Origin of the sequence: Bradyrhizobium sp. ISRA442 (assembly GCF_038085055.1) — a bacterium.
Lineage (GTDB): Bacteria > Pseudomonadota > Alphaproteobacteria > Rhizobiales > Xanthobacteraceae > Bradyrhizobium.
This window is the reverse complement of the sequence record NZ_JALGCN010000009.1, coordinates 298,789-317,359: the sequence shown is the minus strand read 5'-3', so window position 1 is coordinate 317,359 and position 18,571 is coordinate 298,789. Positions and strand designations below refer to the sequence as shown.

Annotated in this window: 15 protein-coding genes; 14 read left to right on the top strand and 1 reads right to left on the bottom strand. The window is 65.3% G+C overall.

Going from position 1 to position 18,571, the window contains the following annotated elements:
• Positions 1-32: 32 nt before the first annotated feature.
• Positions 33-989, bottom strand: coding sequence for a non-homologous end joining protein Ku (ku, locus tag MTR72_RS21115; RefSeq protein WP_280964934.1), 957 nt, complete (start codon positions 987-989; stop codon positions 33-35).
• A gap of 238 nt (positions 990-1,227) precedes the next feature.
• On the opposite strand from ku, the gene MTR72_RS21110 reads away from it, so the two are divergent.
• From MTR72_RS21110 to MTR72_RS21045, 14 genes are all read left to right on the top strand, one after another.
• Entirely contained in the window at positions 1,228-1,383 is a 156-nt protein-coding gene (locus MTR72_RS21110) for a hypothetical protein (protein ID WP_280964933.1), read from the top strand.
• A gap of 231 nt (positions 1,384-1,614) precedes the next feature.
• Entirely contained in the window at positions 1,615-2,283 is a 669-nt protein-coding gene (locus MTR72_RS21105) for a response regulator transcription factor (protein ID WP_280964932.1), read from the top strand.
• A gap of 106 nt (positions 2,284-2,389) precedes the next feature.
• Entirely contained in the window at positions 2,390-3,766 is a 1,377-nt protein-coding gene (locus MTR72_RS21100) for a sensor histidine kinase (RefSeq protein WP_280964931.1), read from the top strand.
• 159 nt (positions 3,767-3,925) lie between these two features.
• Positions 3,926-5,326 (top strand): hypothetical protein, encoded by a 1,401-nt coding sequence (locus MTR72_RS21095; RefSeq protein WP_280964930.1) that lies wholly within the window; start codon positions 3,926-3,928, stop codon positions 5,324-5,326.
• A 99-nt stretch (positions 5,327-5,425) separates the two neighbouring features.
• Positions 5,426-5,695, top strand: coding sequence for a hypothetical protein (locus MTR72_RS21090; protein ID WP_280971027.1), 270 nt, complete (start codon positions 5,426-5,428; stop codon positions 5,693-5,695).
• A gap of 131 nt (positions 5,696-5,826) precedes the next feature.
• Positions 5,827-6,933 carry a c-type cytochrome biogenesis protein CcmI gene (gene ccmI, locus MTR72_RS21085; RefSeq protein WP_280964929.1) on the top strand — a complete coding sequence of 369 codons (1,107 nt, stop codon included), beginning with the start codon at positions 5,827-5,829 and terminating at the stop codon, positions 6,931-6,933.
• Positions 6,934-6,970: 37 nt separating this feature from the next.
• On the top strand, positions 6,971-7,459 hold the full coding sequence (gene ccmE / locus MTR72_RS21080; RefSeq protein ID WP_280964928.1) for a cytochrome c maturation protein CcmE: 489 nt from the start codon (positions 6,971-6,973) through the stop codon (positions 7,457-7,459).
• On the top strand, positions 7,456-9,438 hold the full coding sequence (locus MTR72_RS21075) for a heme lyase CcmF/NrfE family subunit (protein ID WP_280964927.1): 1,983 nt from the start codon (positions 7,456-7,458) through the stop codon (positions 9,436-9,438). Before ccmE ends, MTR72_RS21075 begins: the two co-directional genes overlap by 4 nt.
• A 5-nt stretch (positions 9,439-9,443) precedes the next feature.
• Positions 9,444-9,926, top strand: a complete 483-nt coding sequence (locus MTR72_RS21070) for a cytochrome c-type biogenesis protein (protein ID WP_280964926.1) — start codon at positions 9,444-9,446, stop codon at positions 9,924-9,926.
• 105 nt (positions 9,927-10,031) lie between these two features.
• Positions 10,032-11,375 (top strand): methyl-accepting chemotaxis protein, encoded by a 1,344-nt coding sequence (locus MTR72_RS21065; protein ID WP_280964925.1) that lies wholly within the window; start codon positions 10,032-10,034, stop codon positions 11,373-11,375.
• A gap of 209 nt (positions 11,376-11,584) precedes the next feature.
• Positions 11,585-13,159: a Do family serine endopeptidase gene (locus MTR72_RS21060; RefSeq protein WP_280964924.1), complete on the top strand. Its 1,575-nt coding sequence runs from the start codon at positions 11,585-11,587 to the stop codon at positions 13,157-13,159.
• A 285-nt stretch (positions 13,160-13,444) separates the two neighbouring features.
• Complete coding sequence (locus MTR72_RS21055; protein ID WP_280971026.1) at positions 13,445-14,125, top strand: response regulator transcription factor; 681 nt, start codon at positions 13,445-13,447, stop codon at positions 14,123-14,125.
• Positions 14,109-15,569 carry a sensor histidine kinase gene (locus MTR72_RS21050; RefSeq protein ID WP_280964923.1) on the top strand — a complete coding sequence of 487 codons (1,461 nt, stop codon included), beginning with the start codon at positions 14,109-14,111 and terminating at the stop codon, positions 15,567-15,569. The genes MTR72_RS21055 and MTR72_RS21050 overlap by 17 nt, the downstream gene beginning before the upstream one ends.
• Entirely contained in the window at positions 15,566-18,535 is a 2,970-nt protein-coding gene (locus MTR72_RS21045; protein WP_280964922.1) for a bifunctional [glutamine synthetase] adenylyltransferase/[glutamine synthetase]-adenylyl-L-tyrosine phosphorylase, read from the top strand. Before MTR72_RS21050 ends, MTR72_RS21045 begins: the two co-directional genes overlap by 4 nt.
• Positions 18,536-18,571 lie beyond the last annotated feature (36 nt).

Sequence of the window (18,571 nt, the reverse complement as noted above, 5' to 3'; positions counted from 1 at the left end):
ATCACGACGCGCTTCGCCCCCGACCGCTGCTGCTATCCGGCCTTCTTCGCCCGTGCCGGCGCGCGCACCGGCTTGTCCTTCTTCGGGGCTTCCTTAGCCGCCGCCTCCTTGCCGCCCTTGCCGGCAATCGGCAGCAGCATCTCGCGCTGGCCTTCGACGCGCTTCTTCGGCTTCTTACCCTTGGCGACCTTCGCCGCGGGCGCCGCTTCCTTCTCGCTGGCGAGGCTCTTCTTCAGCGCGTCCATCAGGTTGATGACGTTGCCGCCGGTCTTCGGCGCCGCCTTGGCGGCAATGGGCATGCCGCTGCGCTTCTTGTTGATGAGATCGATCAGCGCAGTCTCGTAATGATCCTCGAACAGTTCGGGCTCGAAGGCCCCGGACTTCTTCTCGACGATGTGCTTGGCGAGGTCGAGCATGTCCTTGGTGAGCTTCACGTCCTGGATATCGTCGAAATACTCCGTCTCGCTGCGCACTTCGTACGGGTAGCGCAGCAGCGTGCCCATCAGGCCGCTCTCCAGCGGCTCCAGCGCAATGATGTGCTCGCGGTTGGTCAGCACCACACGGCCGATCGCGACCTTGTTCATGCTGCGGATGGTCTCGCGGATCACGGCATAGGCGTCGTGGCCGACCTTGCCGTCCGGCACGAGATAATAGGGCCGGATCAGATAGCGGTTGTCGATGTCGGCCTTGGGCACGAATTCATCGATCTCGATCGTGTGGGTCGAATCGAGCGCGATGTCGTCGAGTTCGTCCTTGGTGACCTCGATATAGGTGTCGGTGTCGACCTTGTAGCCCTTGACGATGTCCTCGGAGGTCACCTCGTCACCGGTCTCGGCGTCGACCTTGAGATACTTGATCCGGTGGCCGGTCTTGCGATTGATCTGGTTGAACGAGACCTTCTCGGTATCCGAAGTGGCGGGATAGAGCGCGACCGGGCAGGTCACGAGCGAGAGCCGCAAAAAACCCTTCCAATTGGCTCGGGGGGCCATGGGTTACTCCAAACGCAACAGGGACAACCTCCAAAGATACCACCGGGTACCTGCGAATCATAGCAAGCGGCCGGGTGGAATCTTGCAACGACGTTAACCGCGGAGCCGGGCTGGGGTTGCCATCGGGGGTGAGGGCGGCCGGCCCGGAACATCGTTCACGATCGGGCGTTGCCTCAAGGACTTAGGGCCGCGAGGAGGTCGCGGCAATCGGACGCGCCAGCGATAGATCGAGGTCACCATGGCAACCACGCGAGACCAACGTCAGATCATCGAAACCCCGACCGAAGCGCGTCAGGGTGAGCCGGGACCTTCCGTGGCGGCGTTGCTCGCCATCTCGACCGGGCTGGCGATCCTGATCCTGGCGGTCATCTGGTTCGTGTTCTTCCGGACCTAGGAGCCGCGATCGAGAAGACCTTCCGACTCGCTGCACAACACGGCACATTGCGCCCGCCATGCCATCGGCTCCTCCGGTGGCCTGGCGGGCGCAGTCGCATCAGTGCGTGAAAATCGTTTATGACCAAAAAGTAACGTTTTCCGGTTCCCGGCGTTCATATTCAGTTCACGCCGGGATTGATCATCTTGATGCCGTGCAGTCCATCGGACCGAACCATTGCTGGAGAGAAACGTGCGCCTGCTCGTTGTTGAGGACGACCCCGATCTCAATCGCCAGCTCACCAAGGCGCTGAGCGATGCAGGCTACGTCGTCGATCGCGCCTTCGACGGCGAGGAGGGGCACTATCTCGGCGACACAGAGCCCTACGATGCCGTGGTGCTCGACATTGGCCTGCCGAAGAAGGACGGCATCTCGGTGCTGGAGGCCTGGCGCCGCAATGGCCGTACCATGCCGGTCCTGATCCTCACCGCGCGCGACCGCTGGAGCGACAAGGTCCAGGGGTTCGATGCCGGTGCCGACGACTATGTCGCAAAGCCTTTCCATCTCGAGGAGGTGCTGGCCCGCATTCGCGCGCTGCTGCGCCGTTCCACCGGTCACGCCCAGAGCGAATTGACCTGCGGTCCCGTCACGCTGGACACGAGAACCGGCCGTGTCAGCGTCTCCGGCAACCCGGTGAAGATGACCTCGCATGAATATCGACTGCTGGCTTATCTGATGCACCATTCCGGCCGCGTGGTCTCCCGCACAGAGCTCGTCGAGCACCTCTATGATCAGGACTTCGACCGCGACTCCAACACCATCGAGGTGTTTGTCGGCCGTATCCGCAAGAAGCTCGACGTCGATATCATCCAGACCGTCCGCGGATTGGGCTATCTCCTGACCCCGCCGGCAGCCCCCTGAAGTTGGGGCTTGAAGCATCCGAAGCTTGACCGGGCGGCGGAACAGGGCTCTTGCTCGGTCATGATCTCTGACGCCCCGCCGTACTGCGCCTTCCGGGACCGTTCCGATGCCCGCTAGCTCGCTGGCGAACCGCCTGTTCCTGTCGGCGACCGCGTGGCTCGTGGTGATCCTGGCGATCACCGGCGTTGTGCTGTCCTCGGTCTACAAGAATGCCACCGAACGTGCCTTCGACCGCCGTCTCAATCTCTATCTCCGCACGCTGATCGCCGAGGTCGCAACGCCTGACGAGCCGCCGGACCGTCAGTTCCAGTCGCTCGGCGAGCCGTTGTTTGAGCTGCCGCTGTCCGGCTGGTATTGGCAGATCACGCGCACCGATACCGAGAAGCCGGAGGTGCGCTCGTCGCGCTCACTCTGGGACAAGAAGCTGCCGAAGCTGGAGGAGCAGGGGGCCGAGCTCACCGCCGCCGGCATCCGGCTCGCTTATGTCGACGGGCCCGAAGGGCAGAACCTGCGGATGGTGGAGCGGCCGGTCGATCTCGGCGCCGACGGCAAATATCTGGTCAGCGTCGCGGGGGATGCCACGGAAATCTTCGACGAGACGCGCAGCTTCGACTACTACCTCGGCGGCACCTTCACCGCGCTCGGCATCGTGCTGCTGCTGACGACGGTGTTCCAGGTTCGCTTCGGTCTTGCACCCCTGAAGCGCATCTCGGAGGCGATCGCCGACATCCGCTCCGGGCGGGCGGAGCGGCTCGAGGGCGAATTTCCGGTCGAGATCGCGCCGCTGGCCCGCGAGACCAACGCGCTGATCGATGCCAATCGCGAAATCGTCGAGCGTGCGCGCACCCATGTCGGCAATCTCGCACATGCGATCAAGACGCCGCTCTCGGTCATCGTCAACGAGGCGGGGGTACACGCGGCCGACCCGTTCGCGGCCAAGGTCATGGAGCAGGCCGATGTGATGCGCGACCAGGTCGCCCATCATCTGGAGCGGGCGCGCATCGCGGCCAGGATCTCGGTCGTGGCCACCGTGACGGAGGTCGCGCCCGCGATCGAGGCGCTGCGCCGGACCATGGAGAAAATCTATCGCGACCGTGGCATCATGGTCGAGGCCAAGGCCGATCCGTCCGCAAAATTTCGCGGCGAGCGCCAGGATCTGGAGGAGATGGTCGGCAATCTCGTCGACAATGCCTGCAAATGGGCCACCTCCCGTGTCTTCATCGAGGTCCTGGTGGAGACGCCACACCAGGCCGGCGTGGGCCACCGTCTGCGGATCATGGTCGATGACGATGGCCGCGGCCTGTCCGAGGCCGAGCGCACCCAGGTCTCGCGGCGCGGCCAGCGGCTCGATGAATCCAAGCCGGGATCGGGGCTGGGGCTGTCGATCGTGGTGGATCTGGCGGGGCTTTATGGCGGCAGTCTCTCGCTCGGAAGCGCGCCGATCGGCGGCCTGCGCGCGGAGCTGGTGCTCCCCGGCATTTAGTGCCTGTTCCGACACGCCTTTTTGCCGTGACGGGCACCATTCCACAGGAAACCGGGGCATCCGACCCAACTTCCTAAACGGCTTCTTAAGGCGGCCCCTTCTATGATCGCGCTCGGACGCATCTCACGTCCGCCATTTTACCGTGCATTACCCGGGCGCATGAGCCAGACATCGATCGAGCGGCTGAGAGAGTATCTCGCGCAGCTCCCGCCGCAGTCGCAGGCGCTGCTGATGCGGGAGTTCGAGCGTGCGCTGGAGCGCGGCCAGGACACGGCGGTCGCCACCCTCGTGCTCGAGCAACTGCGCAAGATCGTGCGCAAGACCGAGGTCGAGGAGGCCGCGCCGCCGCGCACCGACGATCTGTCCCGGCTTTTGTTCCAGCCGCTGGAACCGTTCCTCGTCGAGGCCGGTGCGCCGATTCGGGTCGGGCAGATCCGCCGCTCCTCGCTGCACCCGATCTGGCAATGGCTCGGCCGCGACGGCGCTCCGGCCAAGCTGAATGAACTCGAGGCGACGCTGGCGCGCCTGCCGACCGACAATGCGGGCCAGCTCGAAGCCCTGGCACTGAAGCTGCAAGCGGTGGCCTCCGATGCCATCGCCGAGCTGATCGGACCCGGCGGCGGCGACAAGTCGCGTGCGCTCGCCCGCGTCGGCCCGCCCAATGTGATCGAGGATCTCTATTCGATCGGTGCGGTGCTTGCCGTTCGCGAGGCCATGGCGACCCTCAGCGAAAAGCTGCCGCGCTTCCTGCGCGCGTTCGGCGATTCCCAGATCGCCTCGGTGACGGCGGCTCTCAACATCCCCGTGCTCCAGACGCCGCAGATGCTGCCCTTCGCGCTGTCGATGGTGATCCAGCGGATGACCGCGCCCTGGCAGATCATCCGCCTCGCGGTCAAGATCGCCGCCTCCGACGACGAGATCCGCGTCGCGGCGACGCCCTATGGCGTAGCCGTCACCATCGCGCTGCACGACCTGTCCCGTCTCGCCGCCATCCTGCGCATGGACATCAAGCGCGGTCGCTTTGACACCGTCGCCGACAATCTGAAAGCGCTCCACGACGGCGTGCGCGGCCTACGCACCGAGCTCGATCTGCGCAACGATTCCGCCTGGGGCAAGCAGTTGACGTCGATCCGGGCGGACATCTCCAATGCGCTGCAATCGGAGATCGACAGCGTTCCCGGCCGCGTTCGCCGCATCTTGCGCCAGCGCGCCGAGAAGGACATTCCTCCGGGTGCGCGGGTCGACAGCACCGAAGTGGAGGAGGCGGCGGCGCTGATCGATTTCGTTGCGACCTGCCGCAACTATGCGAGCGAACTCGCCATCAACGAGGTGACGCTGCGGACGTTCTCCGACCTGCAGCAATATGTCGAACGATCGACAGAATCGCTGGTGCAGTCCCTGCGCGCCGCCGATCACAAGGTCCGGACCTACCGGCAGCAACAGGTTCAGGCCGCGATCCGCTTCTGCGAGGTGCTGTTCGGCGACGACTATGCGTCGCTGATGAGCCGGGCCGCGGAGAATGCGCTGACCGGCGAGCGCAAATCGTCGCGCGCAAGCTGATCCAGGCGCGCATTTTCGCTGTTACAATTTGTGGTTGACGATGCCGGCGGCGGGCCGTACGGTTTCGTGCACATTTTGGGAATTTCTATCTGTGGGCGCATGAAACCGATTATCAGCTTTGTTGAACTCGAGAACCGCGTGATCTCGGCGACATATCGGAGATTGATGGTCAGAGCGAAGGTGGTGCTGGTCGAGAAGGCGAGTGGCCGCCAACTGCCGGAGACGGTCACGACGATTGCATCGCCGGTTCCCGTCGGTGCGCTGCGCATCAGGTTGCCCGATGCGATCAGGCCGGGAACATACTTCCTCAAGGCTCTCAATGGGCACGGCGAGGATGCCGCCCAGAGCGCGGAGTTCGAGATCGGCTAAGCCGTTGGATTTTCACTATTTCGGGACTGCGACCGGTCGCGCCAAATTGACAATTGTCAATTGCCGCATCGTCCAGCCGTGGTGTAAAGCCAGCCATGGGCGCGAACCACGCGCTGCCGGAAGCTTGCCTGATGACACTATGGTTCGTGTTCGCGCTGATGACGGTCGCGGCGATTTTCGCCGTGCTCTGGCCGCTCGGCCGTGGCGGTCGGGCTCGGAGCGAAGGCAGCGAGGTCGCAGTCTACAAAGACCAATTGGCCGAGATCGAGCGTGATCTTGCGGTCGGGCTGATCGCGGCTCCGGAGGCGGAGGCCGCGCGCGTCGAGATCGGACGCAGGCTGCTTGCCGCCGCCGGCAGCGGGCCCGCGGCGGCACTCATGTCGAGCCTCAAATGGCGCCGTGCCGCGGCCGTTCTTGCTCTCGTTGGCCTGCCGCTGATTGCGATCGGCGTCTACATCCCGCTCGGCTCGCCCGCGCTGCGCGACTTTCCACTGGCGCAGCGGGACCGCGCGCCCGGTATGGCGCAGTCGCTCGAAAACCTCGTCGTGCAGGTCGAGCAACATCTGGAGAAGAATCCGACCGACGGTCGCGGCTGGAATGTGCTTGCGCCGGTCCTGGAGCGGCTCGGTCGCTATGACGACGCGGTGCGCGCCTATCGCAACTCGCTCACCTACAATGGCGAGAGTGCGGAGCGCAGGTCGGATCTCGGCGAAGCGCTCACGGCCACTGCCGGTGGCGTCGTGACCACTGAAGCCAAGACCGAATTCGAGCGCGCGCATGCGCTCAACGCCGACGATCCCAAGGCGAACTACTTCCTCGGGCTCGCCGCCGAGCAGGACGGCCGCAAGGACGATGCGGCCAGCATCTGGCGCGCGCTGCTTGCGAAGGCGCCGGCGGATGCGCCGTGGCGTCACCTCGTGCAGTCCTCGCTGACGCGGGTCGGCGGCGGCAGCACCGCGCCGGCGCTGTCGGACGAGACGATGGCGGCCGCCAAGGACATGACCGAGGGCGATCGCGGCGCAATGATCCGTGGCATGGTCGAGCGTCTGGCGAGCCGCCTGAAGCAGAACGGCGACGATGTCGACGGCTGGCTGCGCCTGGTGCGTGCCTATCTCGTGATGGGCGAACGCGACAAGGCGATGGGCGCCTCGACCGATGCCCGTCAGGCGGTGAGCAATGACGCCGAGCGGTTGCGCCAGCTCAACGAGGGCCTGAAGAATCTCGGGCTCGACGGATGACGATTGCGGGACGGAACGAGCGGAGAACGGACACGCCATGACGCGCAAGCAGCGACGTATGACCATTATCGGCGGCTCGCTTGCCGTGCTCGCGCTTGCCGCCGCGCTGGTGCTGAATGCCTTGCGCGACTCCATCGTGTTCTTCTCGACCCCCAGCATGGTCGCGGAGAAGCACCTCGCACCCGGCAAGCGGTTTCGCCTTGGCGGGCTGGTGCAGCCCGGCTCGCTCCAGCGCGGCGACAATCTCGCGGTGACCTTCGAGGTTGCCGACGGCAACGCGAAACTGCCGGTCGCCTACAAGGGCATCCTGCCTGATCTGTTCCGTGAAGGGCAGGGCGTCGTCGCCGAAGGCGTGCTCGACGCCAACGGCGTGTTCAAGGCCGACACCGTGCTCGCCAAGCACGACGAGACCTACATGCCGAAGGACGTCGCCGACGCCCTGAAGAAGCAGGGGCACTGGAAGGACGACTACGGCACCAAGCCTGCGACGACGGCGCAGGGCAATCCACAGGGAGCAGTGCGGTGATTGCGGAATCCGGACACTATGCGCTGGTGCTCGCGCTCGCACTGGCGCTGATCCAGTCCTTCGTGCCGCTGATCGGCGCACGGCTGCGCGACCCCGCGCTGATGAATGTGGCGCGGTCGACGGCACTGGCGCAGCTTTTGTTCGTCGGCGCCTCGTTCACAGCGCTCGTCATGCTGCACGTGACCTCGGATTTCTCCGTCGCCAACGTCTACGAGAATTCGCACTCCATGAAGCCGCTGATCTACAAGATCACCGGCGTCTGGGGGAACCATGAAGGCTCGATGCTGCTGTGGGTGTCGATCCTGGCGCTGTTCGGCGGCCTGGTCGCGATCTTCGGCAACAATCTGCCGCTGTCTCTGCGCGCGCACGTGCTGAGCGTGCAGGCCTGGATCGCCAGTGCCTTCTACCTCTTCATCCTGATGACCTCGAATCCGTTCCTGCGCATCGCCAATCCGCCGATCGAGGGGCGCGATCTCAATCCGGTGCTGCAGGACATCGGCCTCGCCGTGCATCCGCCGATGCTCTATCTCGGCTATGTCGGGTTCTCGATCTCGTTCTCCTTCGCGATCGCGGCACTGATCGAGGGCCGGATCGATGCGGCTTGGGCGCGTTGGGTGCGGCCCTGGACGCTGGTCGCCTGGATCTTCCTGACGCTCGGCATCGCCATGGGCTCCTACTGGGCCTATTACGAGCTCGGCTGGGGCGGCTGGTGGTTCTGGGATCCGGTCGAGAATGCCTCACTGATGCCGTGGCTTGCCGGCACGGCGCTGCTGCACTCGGCGCTGGTGATGGAGAAGCGGAGCGCACTGAAGGTCTGGACCATCCTGCTGTCGATCCTGACCTTCTCGTTGTCGCTGCTCGGCACCTTCCTGGTGCGCTCGGGCGTCATCACCTCGGTCCATGCCTTCGCCAACGATCCCACGCGCGGCGTGTTCATCCTTCTGATCCTCTGCCTGTTCATCGGCGGAAGTCTCTCGCTGTTCGCAGGGCGCGCCACGGCCCTGAAGCAGGGGGGCCTGTTCGCGCCGATCTCGCGTGAAGGTGCGCTGGTCCTCAACAACCTGCTGCTCACGGTGGCCTGCGCGGTCGTGCTGTTCGGCACGCTCTATCCACTGGCGATGGAGGTGCTGGCCGATTTCAAGATGTCGGTCGGCGCGCCGTTCTACAATCTCAGCTTCGTTCCGCTGTTCGCGCTGTTGCTGCTCGCCGTGCCGTTCGGGCCGATGCTGGCATGGAAGCGAGGCGATCTGCTCGGCGTGACGCAGCGCCTGCTCGCGGCCGGTGTGGCCGGACTCGTCGCCGTCGCCATCGCCTGGGGCTGGGCCCGCGGCGGCAGCGCGCTCGCTCCGCTGGCGATCGGCCTTGGGATCTTCGTGATCGCCGGCGCCGTGACGGATCTGGCGGAGCGGACCGGCCTGTTCCGCCTGCCGTTCGCGACGACGCTGCACCGCGCACGTGGCCTGCCGCGCTCGGCCTGGGGCACGGTGTTTGCGCATGCCGGTCTCGGGATCGCGCTGATCGGGATCGTCTGCGAGACCACCTGGAACAGCGAGTACATCGCGACGATGAAGCAGAACGACGTCGCGCATGTCGCGGGTTACGATCTGAAGCTCGACGGGCTGTTTCAGCGTCAGGGTCCGAACTATCGCGAGATGATCGCTGAATTCAACGTCAGCCGCCACGGCGCGCCCCTCAGCGTCATGACGCCGTCGAAGCGCAGCTTCACCACGCGCGGCTCCTCGACCACCGAGGCCGCGCTCCTGACCCGCGGCGCGAGCCAGCTCTACATCTCGCTCGGTGATGCCACCGCCGAAGGCGCTATCGCCGTGCGCATCTATCACAAGCCCCTGGTGCTGCTGATCTGGTGGGGCCCGGTGTTGATGGCGTTCGGCGGCATGCTGTCGCTGTCCGACCGGCGCTTGCGCGTCGGTGCGCCGAAGCCGGCGCGGGCGAAGCAGCGCCTGCAACCGGCGGAGTGATCGCCATGCGCCGGATGTTTGTCGCGCTCATCGCGCTCGCGCTGCTGGGAGCACCGACGGCTCGCGCGGTGCAGCCCGACGAGATCATGGCTGATCCGGCGAAGGAGGCCCGCGCGCGCGAATTGTCGCGGGAGCTGCGCTGCATGGTCTGCCAGAACCAGTCGATTGACGATTCCGAGGCGCCGCTCGCGCGCGACCTGCGGCTGTTGGTGCGCGAGCGGATCGCTGCCGGCGACAGCAATTCGCAGGTGCTCGACTTCCTGGTCGCCCGCTATGGCGAGTTCGTGCTGCTCAAGCCGCGTTTCGAGCGCCAGACCTTGCTGCTCTGGCTACTTGCGCCGGTGCTGCTCGTCGGTGGCGGCCTGGCGCTGTGGCTGCAAATTCGGCGGCGCTCGCGAAGTGGTGCGGATGTACCAACGCCGCCGCTCACGCCCGACGAAAAGGCGCGGCTTACGGCGTTGATGTCAGACGACGCAGCGTCGCGCTAGCTACGTAATGATACGTAAGCTGCACAAGGTAGCGCGCTTCATGCTCTGTTGACCTTTGTCTGGAAGCTTGTCGCGAGATTTGATTCCAGACTTAGAGTTCTTCCGATGTTCGCCAACAGCAACCTGACGATCCGCTTTCTGGTTGGAGCCGTCGTCGCGGCACTATTGTTCTTGCTGGCTATCGGCGGAGGTACCGGGTTTGTGGCGGTACTCTATCTCAACAACGAGATCACCAGTCTGTCGTCCGACTTCGCCGCGTTGAGCGGCCCCTCGCGCGAGCACGCGGTGCAGATCTATCAGCAGGCGCAGACCGCGTTCTCCTATTTCCTGGTTGCTTGCGGCGTGATCACCGTCATTGCCTTCGCGATCTGTCTCACGACCTGGTTTGTCGTGCGCAACGGCATTCTGCACCCGCTGGCGGCGATCGTGCATGCCATGCGCGAGGTCGCCGACCAGAAGTTCGATACGCCCGTCCCGGGACTAGGCGGCTCGAACGAGATCGGTCTTTTGGCAGGAGCGCTGGAGGTCTTCAAGACCAACGGCATCGAGCGGCGCCGGCTCACCGAGCGGCAGTTGCAGGAGGCACAGCACCAGGCCGAGCGGTCGACATATCTCGATGCGCGCATCAAGAGCTTCAACGAACTCGTTGCCAGCGTCGTCGACAGCGTAGCGTCCTCGGCGGTGCAGCTCGAGCGCAATGCCGAGACCTTGTCACGTGCGGCTAACGAGACCAGCAGCAAGGCCAACGCGGTGGCGAGCGCCGCGAGCCAGGCCAGCGCCAGCGTCCAGACGGTCGCGGGCTCCGCCGAGGAGATGACCAATTCGATCGGAACGATCAGCCGCCGCGTTACGGATGCGACCCAGCGCGCCGAGGGCGCAGCAGCACAAGCCGAGAGGAGCCGCGACACCATTCATGCGCTCTCGGACGCGGCCGACAAGATCGGCGAAGTCGTGCAGCTCGTGCAGGCGATCGCATCGCAGACAAATCTTTTGGCGCTCAACGCGACGATCGAGGCAGCGCGGGCAGGGGAGGCCGGCAAGGGCTTCGCGGTGGTCGCCTCCGAGGTGAAGAATCTCGCGCATCAGACCAGCAAGGCGACGGAGGAGATCACCTCCCATGTCGCCAGCATCCAGGGCATTACCGCGGAGACGCGCGGCGCAATCGACGGTATCTCCAGGACGCTGTCCGAGATCTCCTCGATCATGTCCGGCATCGAGGTCGACACCGCCCAGCAGCGCAATGCCACACAGGACATCACGCGCAGCGTGCAGGATGCCGCACGCGGAACGCTCGACGTGTCCAATCACATCGTCCAGATCACCTCGACCTCTGCCGAGACCGGGCGTATGGCCGCGGAGGCCCGCGATTCCGCTGTCGATCTGTCGCAGCAGGCCGAGACTTTGAAGCGCGAAGTCGATGAATTCATCATCAGCGTCAGGGCGAGCTAGGGCGTTCAGAAGTTCGTCACAGGAACCCTATTAAGTTCCTGCAGGATCAGGACTTTCTGGCTGCGATAAACTGCCGCATCCGCATCGGCCTTCATTACGAAAGTTTAACCCCGCCGCCAGCGCACGGTAAGGCGCAAGACCCCATCTTCAGGGCCGTAAGGTGCCACTCTCAGGCATCAAATGGATTTCAAGGCCTTGGAGACCTCTGCATGACCGACCGTCCCGATCTTTCGAATCTTCCGTCCTACCGGCAGCCGCGCCGGTCGATTTTCTCGGCCCGCAAGGTCGCGCTGATGGCCTCGGTGGTCGCCGGTCTCGGCGTCGCCGTCTATGGCTTCAGCCCGTCGACTTCGCCGGCCGACCTGTTCTCCAGCCCCGCGCATGCGCAGGTCAACAACGAGGTCCGGAAGGTCGAACGCCCGGTCGGTTTCGCCGACATCGTCGAGCGCGTGAAGCCCTCGGTGATCTCGGTGAAGGTCAACATCAAGGAGAAGACCGCCAGCAACGATGACGGTGATGATTCCTCGCCGTTCCAGCCTGGCTCGCCGATGGAGCGTTTCTTCCGCCGCTTCGGCGGTCCGGACGGCTTCCCGGGCCTGAAGGGTGGTCGTGGCCGCGTCGTCCAGGGCCAGGGCTCCGGCTTCTTCATCTCGGCTGATGGCTTCGCCGTGACCAACAACCACGTGGTCGACGGCGCGGACAAGGTCGAGGTCACGACCGACGACGGCAAGACCTACACCGCCAGGGTGATCGGCACCGACCAGCGCACCGACCTCGCCCTGATCAAGGTCGAGGGTGGCTCGAACTTCTCGTTCGCCAAGCTTGCCGATGGCAAGCCGCGGATCGGCGATTGGGTGCTTGCGGTCGGCAATCCCTTCGGCCTCGGCGGCACCGTCACCGCGGGCATCGTCTCGGCCAGCGGCCGCGACATCGGCAACGGCCCCTATGACGATTTCATCCAGATCGACGCGCCGGTGAACAAGGGCAATTCGGGCGGTCCGGCCTTCAACACCGAGGGCGAGGTGATGGGCGTCAACACCGCGATCTACTCACCCTCCGGCGGCAGCGTCGGCATCGCCTTCTCGATTCCGGCGAACACCGTGAAAAGCGTTGTTGCCCAGCTCAAGGACAAAGGCTCGGTCAGCCGCGGCTGGATCGGCGTGCAGATCCAGCCCGTGACGTCCGACATCGCCGACAGCCTCGGCATGAAGAAGGCCGAAGGCGCGCTGGTGGCGGAGCCGCAGGCGAACGGTCCGGCTGCGAAGGCCGGCATCGAGTCCGGCGACGTGATCACGGCGGTCAACGGCGAATCCGTCAAGGACGCGCGCGAGCTCGCCCGCACCATCGGCGCCATGGCGCCCGGCGCGACCGTGAAGCTCAATGTGCTGCACAAGGGCCAGGACAAGGTCGTCAACCTCACCCTGGGTCAGCTTCCGAACACGGTCGAGGCCAAGGCCGACACCGACAAGGATAGCGGCAAGGGTGCGACCCGCGGCACCGACGTGCCCAAGCTCGGCATGACGGTTGCTCCCGCCGACTCCGTGGCCGGCGCCGGCAAGGAAGGCGTCGTGGTCACCGAAGTCGACCCGAAGAGCGCCGCGGCCGAACGCGGCTTCAAGGAAGGCGATGTCATTCTCGAAGTCGGCGGCAAGAGCGTGAGCTCCGCCGGCGACGTGCGCGAAGCAATCAACTCGGCGCGGACCGACAACAAGAACAGCGTCCTGATGCGCGTGAAGAGCGGCGGCCAGTCGCGCTTCGTCGCGGTGCCCCTGGCCAAGGGGTAACGCCAAGGGTTAACCCCAGGAGGCTTCAGAAATGAAGGGTGTCGCCGGCATCAGTCGCCCCCGCCGTCGACGCCCTTCCGGGGAGCGGCGCAACGTTCGCTCACCCCATCTACCTTCCGGTGGAATACGCCCCCCTCCGTCGGAAGGGCCTAGGGCGGTGAGGTCCCCCCAGCTTCACCGCCCGCCTTTTTCCCTGCCCAAGTCTGTTTCGCTCGGCTTGCATGCGACCGCCGCTCGCGCCATGTTCATAAAGGGTTGACCTCCTTGACCGCCGCCGACCGCACGATGCGCCTCCTCATCATCGAAGACGACCGCGAATCCGCCGACTATCTCGTGAAGGCGTTTCGCGAAGTCGGCCACATTGCCGATCACGCCGGCGACGGCGAGGAAGGTCTATCCATGGCCGAGAACGGCGACTACGACGTGCTGGTGGTCGACCGCATGCTGCCCAAGCGCGACGGCCTGTCGCTGATCGGCGCCCTGCGTGAAAAGGGCGAGTCGACGCCGGTGCTGATCCTGTCGGCACTCGGGCAGGTCGATGACCGTATCAAGGGCCTGCGCGCCGGCGGCGACGACTACCTGCCAAAACCCTATTCCTTCGCCGAGCTCCTGGCCCGCGTCGAGGTGCTGTCGCGCCGTCGCGGCGGCCCCGCCGAGGACACGGTCTACCGCGTCGGCGATCTCGAGCTCGACCGGCTGTCGCATCGCGTGGCTCGCGGCAAGGACGAGCTGACGCTCCAGCCGCGCGAATTCCGCCTGCTCGAATATCTGATGAAGCATGCCGGCCAGGTGGTGACGCGCACCATGCTGCTAGAGAACGTGTGGGATTATCATTTCGATCCGCAGACCAACGTGATCGACGTGCACATCTCGCGGCTGCGCTCCAAGATCGACAAGGGATTCGATCGGCCGCTGCTGCACACGATCCGCGGCGCGGGGTACATGATCCGTGACGGCATTCGGTAAACTCGTCCGCACCACGGCGTTCCGGCTGACGCTGGTCTATCTGCTGCTGTTTGCCGTGTTCGCGGCCTCGCTACTCGGCTATTTCGCCTGGAATACGCGGCGGCTGATCACCGAGGAGATCACGCAGACGGTGAATGCCGAAACCTCGGAGATCAACGAGATCTATGGCCGCCGCGGCCTGTTCGGTCTCGTGCGCGCGATCGAGTACCGGGCGCTGCGGCCGGGCGCCAACCTCTATCTCGTCACCACGCCGACGGGGCAGGCGGTTGCCGGCAATGTCGGCTCGCTGGCGCCGGGCGTGATGGCAACGCCGGGTTGGTCCGAGACGGCCTATCGGCGGATCGAGGATGCGGACGACCGCGATCATCGCGCGCTGGTGCGCGTCACCGAATTGGAGAACGGCTTCCGTCTCCTGATCGGCCGCGATCTCGACGAGCGGCGGCGGCTGTTCGGCATCGTGGCGAGGGCGGCGCAATGGTCGATCCTGATCGTCGTGGTGCTGGGCCTTGGCGGCGGCATCTTCGTGGCGCGACGCGTGTTGACGCGCATCGACGCGATGACTGGCACCGCTCAGCGCATCATGACCGGCGATCTCAGCGAACGGCTGCCGGTGGGCCGCAGCGGCGACGAGCTCGACCGGCTCGCCGAGAATCTCAATGCCATGCTGGAGCGCATCGAGGCGCTGATGGCGGGCCTCAAGGAGGTTTCCGACAACATCGCCCACGACCTCAAGACGCCGCTGACACGTTTGCGTAACCGTGCCGAGGAGGCGCTGGCGAAATCGGGCTGCGAGGCCGACTACCGCGCGGCGCTGGAGCGGACCATCGAGGAATCCGATGGCCTGATCCGCACCTTCAACGCCCTCCTGATGATCGCGCGCGCGGAGTCCGGGCAGGCGCGCGGCAATATGGATGACTTCGACGCTGCCGAGGTCGCCAATGGCATCCACGAGCTGTACGAGCCGCTCGCCGAGGACGACGGCATGACCCTGAGGGTCAAGGCGGAGGCCGCACCCATTCACGGCAACCGCGAGCTGATCAGCCAGGCGCTCGCCAACCTGGTCGAGAATGCGATCAAATACGGCAAGCCGGCAGCCCAGGCGCCGGGAACCGTGGTCAGCATGGACAGCCGGCAGATCACGATCGAAGCCAAGCGCGAGGGCGAGCAGGTGTTGCTCAGCGTCACCGATCACGGGTCCGGCATCCCCGAGGCCGACCGCAAGCATGTCGTCGAGCGATTCGTGCGACTGGAGGCGAGCCGCACCTTGCCGGGCTCCGGCCTCGGCCTCAGTTTGGCGTCAGCGGTTGCGACATTGCATGGCGGTGAACTGCGGCTGGATGATGCCCGTCCGGGTCTCGTCGCCACGCTGGTCCTGCCGGCCCGCGCCGGTGTCGGCGACAGGGTTGCTCCCCCAATGCAGGATGTGTCACAGAAGGTGGCATGAACCTCTCCGCGCCGGGAAACGCGGACAAGACTGGTGAGAGGCTGGCCGCACGCTTCGCGGAAGCTCCCCATATTGCCGCTTCCGTAACCGACGACCGACGTCTTGGGATTTGGCTGGCCGAGCTCGAGCCGGCACAATCGGCCAGTATCGAGGGATTGCTGGCCCATCCTTTCGCGAAGGATATCCTGGCCGGCATCGCGGAATTCTCGCCCTATCTGTTTGAACTTGTTCGCGCCGATCCGGCACGCCTGATCCGGCTCCTGCAATGTGATCCCGATGCGCATCTGTCGGCGCTGATCGAGGAGGCGAGGGGCGCGGTGTTTGCCGCGGCCGATGAAGCCGAGGTGATGCGAATTCTTCGCCGCATGAAGGCGGACACAGCGCTCCTGACCGCGCTCTGCGACATCGGCGGGGTCTGGCCGGTAATGCGGGTGACGGCGGCGCTGACCGATGTGGCCGTCTCTTCGGTGCAGGCGGCACTTCAGTTCATCCTGCGGCAGGAAGCCGCACGTGGCAAGCTCTCGCCGCCCAATCCCGAGGCTCCGGAAGAGGGCTGCGGCCTCATCGTGCTCGCCATGGGCAAGATGGGCGCAGGCGAGCTGAACTATTCAAGCGACATCGATCTCATCGTGTTCTTCGATCCCGAGGCCACGACTCTGGCGCCGGACATCGAGCCGCAGCCGTTCTTCGTCCGGGTGACGCAGGGGATGGCGCGCATTCTGCAGCAGCGGACCTACGACGGCTACGTCTTCCGCGTCGACCTGCGCCTACGCCCGGATCCGTCCTCGACGCAGGTGGCGATCTCGCGCGACGCCGCGCTGAACTACTACGAGCGCGAAGGGCGGACCTGGGAACGCGCCGCCATGATCAAGGCGCGCGCCTGTGCCGGTGATTCGGTGGCAGGCGAGGCGCTGCTGGCGGAGATCGCCCCGTTCGTCTGGCGCAAGCATCTCGACTTCGCCGCGCTTGCCGACGTTCACGACATGAAGCGGCAGATGCAGACCTATCGCGGCCAGAGCGAGATCGCAGTCGAAGGCCATAACGTGAAGGTCGGCCGCGGCGGGATCCGCGAGATCGAGTTCTTTGCGCAGACCCAGCAATTGATCGCCGGCGGCCGCCATCCGGAATTGCGGGTGCGGCCGACACTGGCCGCGCTCGACGTGCTCGCCTCCAGCAACTGGATCACCTTCGAGGCCCGCGACGAGCTGACCAAGGCCTATCAATTCCTGCGCCGGGTCGAGCACCGCCTCCAGATGATCGCCGACGAGCAGACCCACGCGCTGCCCGAGGACAAGGAGGCGGTCGAGCGCTTTGCCTGGTTCTTCGGCTATGAGAATCGCGAGGCCTTTGCGCGCGATCTGCTGCGCCAGCTCGAGATCGTGCAGGGGCATTACGAAAAGCTGTTCGAGGGGGACGATCCGACCGGGACGGAAAAACTGCCGGCCCTCGATTACCGTGCCGGTCCCGAAGATCCCCGCCTGCTGCAGCACCTGACGATGCTCGGCTTCAAGAAGCCCGCGGCGGTGGCGCAGACCGTGCGCGACTGGATCACCGGCGACTACCGCGTGTTCCGCGCCCAGCAGACGCGGAGCGCATTCGTCGAGTTCGTGCCGGCTCTCATCGACGGCTTAGCGCATGCCGAGGAGCCGGACCGCGCGGTCGCGGCCTTCGATCATTTCCTCCAGGCATTGCAGCGTGGCGGGCGTTTGATCACGCTGCTCAGTCAGAACCGCGACCTCGTTGCGCTCGTCGCTTTGGTGCTGGGCGCAGCGCCGCGGCTCGGCGAGATGCTGGCGCGGCAGCCGCAGCTCATGGACGGCCTGATCGACCCGCGTTTCTTCGGTGCCATGCCGGACAAGCAGGAATTGTCGGCGCGACTTGCAACCACCGTGCGGGATGCCGATTCCTATGAGGAGTTCCTCGATCGTCTGCGCCTGTTCGGCCAGGAGAGCCTGTTCCTGATCGGTACGCGCATTCTCTCCGGCACCGTCTCGGCGCAGCAGGCGAGCACCGCATTTGCAGATGTCGCGGAAGGCATCGTCCACACCGTGCATGGCCTCGTCGCGGATCGCTTCGCCGCCCAGCACGGCCGCATCAAGGGGCAGGAGACTGCGATCATCGCCATGGGCCGGCTCGGCGGCCGTGAGATGACGGCGTCCTCCGATCTCGACCTGATCCTGCTGTACGACTTCGACAGCGAGAATCCGGATTCCGACGGACCCAAATCGCTCCAGGGCGCGCATTATTTCGCCCGCTTCACCCAGCGTCTGATCAGCGCCTTCACCACGCGAACCAACTACGGCGTGCTCTACGAGATCGACATGCGGCTGCGCCCGTCGGGACGCGCCGGTCCGGTCGCATCCAGCATCGCCTCGTTCGCCGACTACCAGGCCAATGAGGCCTGGACCTGGGAGCACATGGCCCTGACGCGCGCGCGCGTGGTGTCGGCATCGCCCGAATTCCGCGAGCGGATCGAGCGCGTCATCCGCGAGGTCCTGACCCGTCGCCGCGACGTGGCGATCATCGCCAACGACGTCGCCGACATGCGCCGTGCCATCGCACAGGAAAAGGGCGAGGCCGATTATTGGGATCTCAAATATGCGGCCGGCGGCATGATCGATATCGACTTCATCGCGCAATATCTCCAGCTCGTACATGCCCACGACAAGCCGGACATTCTCGACGTCAGCACGTTACAGGTCCTGGAGAATGCCGCGAAGCTGGGCGTGCTCGCGCAATCGGAGGCCGAGATCCTGCGCGCGGCAACGCGGCTCTATCACGATCTCACGCAAATCCTGCGGCTGTGCGTCAGCGACCGCTTCAAGCCGGAAACGGCCGGCGTCGACCTTCAGCGCGTGATGGCGCGCGCCGGCGACGCGCCGGATTTCTCCGCACTGGAGGCGCGCGTGAAGGAGACGCAAAGCGAGGTGCGGCGCGTGTTCACGGCGCTGTTGGAAGGGGGCTAGCCTGCTTCAGCGAGGCGATGGCAAGACGATGACCAG

What these genes read in the sequence shown, in the direction of transcription:
- ku (WP_280964934.1), bottom strand. Translation starts at nt 989, where the DNA reads ATGGCCCCCCGAGCCAATTGGAAGGGTTTTTTGCGGCTCTCGCTCGTG.
- MTR72_RS21110 (WP_280964933.1), top strand. Translation starts at nt 1,228, where the DNA reads ATGGCAACCACGCGAGACCAACGTCAGATCATCGAAACCCCGACCGAA.
- MTR72_RS21100 (WP_280964931.1), top strand. Translation starts at nt 2,390, where the DNA reads ATGCCCGCTAGCTCGCTGGCGAACCGCCTGTTCCTGTCGGCGACCGCG.
- MTR72_RS21095 (WP_280964930.1), top strand. Translation starts at nt 3,926, where the DNA reads ATGAGCCAGACATCGATCGAGCGGCTGAGAGAGTATCTCGCGCAGCTC.
- MTR72_RS21090 (WP_280971027.1), top strand. Translation starts at nt 5,426, where the DNA reads ATGAAACCGATTATCAGCTTTGTTGAACTCGAGAACCGCGTGATCTCG.
- ccmI (WP_280964929.1), top strand. Translation starts at nt 5,827, where the DNA reads ATGACACTATGGTTCGTGTTCGCGCTGATGACGGTCGCGGCGATTTTC.
- ccmE (WP_280964928.1), top strand. Translation starts at nt 6,971, where the DNA reads ATGACGCGCAAGCAGCGACGTATGACCATTATCGGCGGCTCGCTTGCC.
- MTR72_RS21070 (WP_280964926.1), top strand. Translation starts at nt 9,444, where the DNA reads ATGCGCCGGATGTTTGTCGCGCTCATCGCGCTCGCGCTGCTGGGAGCA.
- MTR72_RS21065 (WP_280964925.1), top strand. Translation starts at nt 10,032, where the DNA reads ATGTTCGCCAACAGCAACCTGACGATCCGCTTTCTGGTTGGAGCCGTC.
- MTR72_RS21060 (WP_280964924.1), top strand. Translation starts at nt 11,585, where the DNA reads ATGACCGACCGTCCCGATCTTTCGAATCTTCCGTCCTACCGGCAGCCG.
- MTR72_RS21055 (WP_280971026.1), top strand. Translation starts at nt 13,445, where the DNA reads ATGCGCCTCCTCATCATCGAAGACGACCGCGAATCCGCCGACTATCTC.
- MTR72_RS21045 (WP_280964922.1), top strand. Translation starts at nt 15,566, where the DNA reads ATGAACCTCTCCGCGCCGGGAAACGCGGACAAGACTGGTGAGAGGCTG.